A 3,679-nucleotide genomic window follows, 5' to 3' on the forward strand; every position below is an offset into this window, starting at 1 on the left:
TCTGTCGCCGGCACTATCCGCCGCGACGGCCGCTATCCTTGGATGGAACGTTTTCTGTCTGGTGTTCCTGGCCGCACTCGACCCCGTGAACTGGACCCACGGTCCCGACGGCATTCGCACCAACGCCGCGCGCGACGACGAAGGCCGCAACTTGATCCTAGTACTGGTGCTTGCAGCGACCGTCGTCAGCCTGGCGGTCGCCGCCGGCGAACTGCACTCGGCTAAGTCCGCCGAGGGCCTCGTCCAGGCGGCCCATGTGGGCGTGGCTCTGGTTTCTGTCATCAGCGGCTGGTTGCTGGTCCACGTGATCTTCGCCTTGCACTACGCCCACCTGTTCTACGCTCGCGATAAGACAAGCGACACGGATCTTGGCGGCCTGCTATTTCCCGGCGGCGGCGCGCCTGACTACCAGGATTTCGTCCATTTCGCCCTGGTGATCGGCGTCGCCGCCCAGACCGCGGATATCGCCTTTACCGACAAACGTCAGCGCCGGTTGGGCACGCTGCATAGTCTGGTGGCCTTTGTGTTCAACACGATGGTGGTGGCGCTGGCCATCAATCTCGCAGCCGGTTTGTTCTAGGCTGGAAGCTTTTTGATTGCGTACGCCTAGCGCACGCGCACATTCGGTCGAATACGCTCGAGGAATCCGCCATGCCCGATGACGCCAGCCTGCTCGACGCGCGCGCTCGCGCCTACGCAACACCGCTCGAGGACATCGACGTCTCGCGTGTCGATCTGTTCACCAGCGATACCCACTGGCCGTACTTTGAGCGGTTGCGCGCCGAGGCGCCGGTCCACTACTGCAAGTCCAGCGAGTTCGGATCTTACTGGTCAGTGACCCGCTTTGCGGACATCGTCGCCGTCGACTCGAACCATGAGGCCTTCTCTTCCAGTTCAGAGATTGGCGGCATCACCATCTTCCCCGGAAGCCAGCCGCACGAAAGCTCGAGCTTCATCGGCCTCGATCCACCTGACCACGATCACCAACGCCGAGTGGTGTCCCCGCTGTTTACATCCCACAAGGTCGCCGAGTTCGAACCCCTGATCCGGGAGAGAGCGATCCGGATCCTGGATGAGTTGCCCATCGGCGAGACCTTCGACTTCGTCGACCGGGTATCCATCGAACTCACAAGTCAGATGCTGGCCACCCTGTTCGACTATCCCTTTGAACAGCGCCGGGACCTGCCGCGGATTTCCGACGAGATCCTGAACGTGCCCCAGATGGAAGACCTCGAGCGGACTCGCGGGGAACGCCAAGCGCGCTTCACGCAGCTTCTATTTCCGCTGATCATGCTGTGGGAGCAGCGCAAGGCGCAGGGTCGGAAAGACGACCTGATGTCGCTGCTGATCTCCGACCCCGTCACGCGCAAGAACGACAACCCCGAGCTCTATCTGGGCAACGTGATTCTGCTCATTGTGGCCGGAAGCGACACGACCCGACACTCCATGTCCGGCGCACTCATGGCCTTCCAGCAATTTCCGGAGGCCTATCAGCGTCTGCGCGCCAACCCAGCTCTGTTGGACTCCGCCGTACCAGAAATCATTCGTTGGCAAAGCCCGGTCGCCCACATGCGGCGTACGGCCACGCGGGACATCGAGATTGGCGGTCAGCTGATCCGCAAGGGTGAGAAGGTGGTCATGTGGTACGTCTCGGGCAATCGAGATGGGAGCGTCATTCCCGACCCCGAGCGTTTCATTATCGATCGGGAACGCCCGCGCCAGCATGTGGGCTTCGGCTTCGGCATCCATCGTTGCCTCGGCAACCGCCTCGCCGAGATGCAACTCAAAGTGGTCTGGGAAGAGATGCTTAAGCGCTTCTCCCGCATAGAGGTCGTAGGCGAACCTCAGCGACTGCGCTCTAACTTCGTGAAGGGATACGACGCCATCCCAGTTCGGGCCTATCGGTGACAGGACCCGGGCTGGACCCCTGCCGCAGGCCGTGGCATCCGGGCGTCCGCGTGGCCTCGTAGCTCAGCCGGATAGAGCAGGGCTTTCCTAAAGCCAAGGTCGGGGGTTCGAGTCCCTCCGAGGCCGCCACACAGTCCCTGTTATCCGTCTCTTCGCGGGCGACCGCGCCAGAAAGCCCCGAAATACCGGAGCTTGCCCAGCGTACACCGTCAATGGCGACCGTCTCCCGGGCGCCAATCCGAGCCTGTTTCGGGCCTATTCGCGGGGCCGTCTCTGCGCATCAGAAAACGCGACGGATTCCCTGCTAACAGGGAATTATGCAGGGAAATTCGTGAATTTCGGGTCCAAAACAGTCATCGAAAAGACACGCGCCTCGGCCCAACATCCTGATTAGACGCGAGAATTTCTTCTGCCAACCAGCGAACGTTGCCTGAACCAGCAGGGAATTTAATTCGGCCGAACAGGGAATATTTTCGACCTGAACAGGGAACAACAGGCGAAAGATCAGGCGCGCGAAATCGCGTCCACCCAGGCCTTCTGGTCGGCCCAGGCAAGCGGCATTTGGGACTTCAGCATGCGCCGGAGCGTTAGGCCGGTCGGCTGCCTTCCGGTGAGAATTTGTTGTTGCAGTTCAGGGGCCATGAACGCCAGCCGGCAGACCTGGCGGTCATGCTGGGTGGCGGGCGCCACGGCCGCGTTCATCTCCGCGGGTCGAGTCAGGGGCGAGGCCTTGAGGTTTAGAAGCTCGGCATGAGCACGCTTCAAGACCTGGACGAGACCAGAGTTGATCCGGCCGCGAGGCTCGTCGGCCGCGCCGGAAATGATCGTACGGCCGCCTCGAAGCTTCAGCCGTTGCGGCAGGACTAGACGAAGACGGCCCGCCACGCCCTGCTCCGTCACCACCTGCTCGCCTTCGCGCAGACGCTGACGGAGCGTGGTCAGCAGCAATTCTGGATGCTCGCCCGGGAACAGCATGGTCGTGTTGACAACCAGATGCGTCTCGTCGTTCCGGAGCTCGAGCCGCATGACCAGCCGCGGAATGTCGGAGGCTTCGAGGTCGGTCCGCCGGCCAAGGCGCCGTAGGGTTTCCACGAGAAAACTCTCCACTGCGGGCGCAGAGACCCTGCGAAGGCCGCCGTCGCGCTCCGGCGTCACTCCGACCTGCAGGGCCATGGCGATGTAGTATCGGTAGAGCATCCCGCCTTTGCCGTAGGCGAAGCTTGGGCTCATCGGCTGACTGTTGGCGTCAAACAGCAGCCCGGTCAGGGGTCCGGGCGCAGCCCGTATCGGCCGGTCTCGTTTGCGGGCCGCCTGACTGGCCAGCTTGGCCGCGACTGCGTCGAAGAGCTCCTGGCTCACCAGCGCCTGGTGCTGTCCGGGATGCACCAGGCCCTTATGTACGATCTCGCCGAGGTAAAGGCGGCTCTGGAGAATGTGGTAGATCGCGCCGCGCCGCATGATGACACCGCCCAGTGGCTTTCCGTCCCGGGTGGTCCAGGCCTTGGAGCGCACGCCGGCAGCGGCAAGCTGGGCGACAAGATCCTTAGCGGAAGCCGCCTTGAGATAGCCGTTGAAGACCTGCCGGACGGTCTCGGCTTCGGCCGGATTGACGACCAACTTGCGATCGCCAAGGTCGTAGCCGAGCGGAATGACGCCACCCATCCACATGCCCTTGGCCTTGGATGCCGCGATCTTGTCGCGGATCCGCTCCCCGGTGACCTCCCGCTCGAACTGCGCGAACGACAGCAGCACGTTGAGGGTCAGCCGCCCC

3 protein-coding genes and 1 tRNA gene are annotated in these 3,679 nt (G+C 62.8%); 3 read left to right on the plus strand and 1 reads right to left on the minus strand.

Annotated elements, in window-relative coordinates; all coding sequences use genetic code 11:
- From ACIQ3R_RS16405 to ACIQ3R_RS16415, 3 genes are all read left to right on the plus strand, one after another.
- Window positions 1-580 (plus strand): DUF1345 domain-containing protein (locus ACIQ3R_RS16405; RefSeq protein ID WP_397419926.1); only part of this gene is annotated, 580 nt, incomplete at its 5' end.
- A gap of 71 nt (window positions 581-651) precedes the next feature.
- Complete coding sequence (locus tag ACIQ3R_RS16410) at window positions 652-1,908, plus strand: cytochrome P450 (RefSeq protein ID WP_397419927.1); 1,257 nt, start codon at window positions 652-654, stop codon at window positions 1,906-1,908.
- Window positions 1,909-1,960: 52 nt separating this feature from the next.
- Window positions 1,961-2,037 (plus strand) — tRNA-Arg (locus ACIQ3R_RS16415).
- Window positions 2,038-2,412: 375 nt separating this feature from the next.
- Here ACIQ3R_RS16415 and ACIQ3R_RS16420 read toward each other — a convergent pair.
- The coding region (locus tag ACIQ3R_RS16420) for a recombinase family protein (RefSeq protein ID WP_397419928.1) at window positions 2,413-3,679 on the minus strand (1,267 nt) is incomplete at its 5' end.

The organism is Phenylobacterium sp., from assembly GCF_044371015.1.
Classification (GTDB): Bacteria; Pseudomonadota; Alphaproteobacteria; order Caulobacterales; family Caulobacteraceae; genus Phenylobacterium.

Bases quoted from the DNA above. Each gene is read 5' to 3' on its own strand.
- ACIQ3R_RS16410 (WP_397419927.1), top strand. From the start codon at position 652: ATGCCCGATGACGCCAGCCTGCTCGACGCGCGCGCTCGCGCCTACGCA.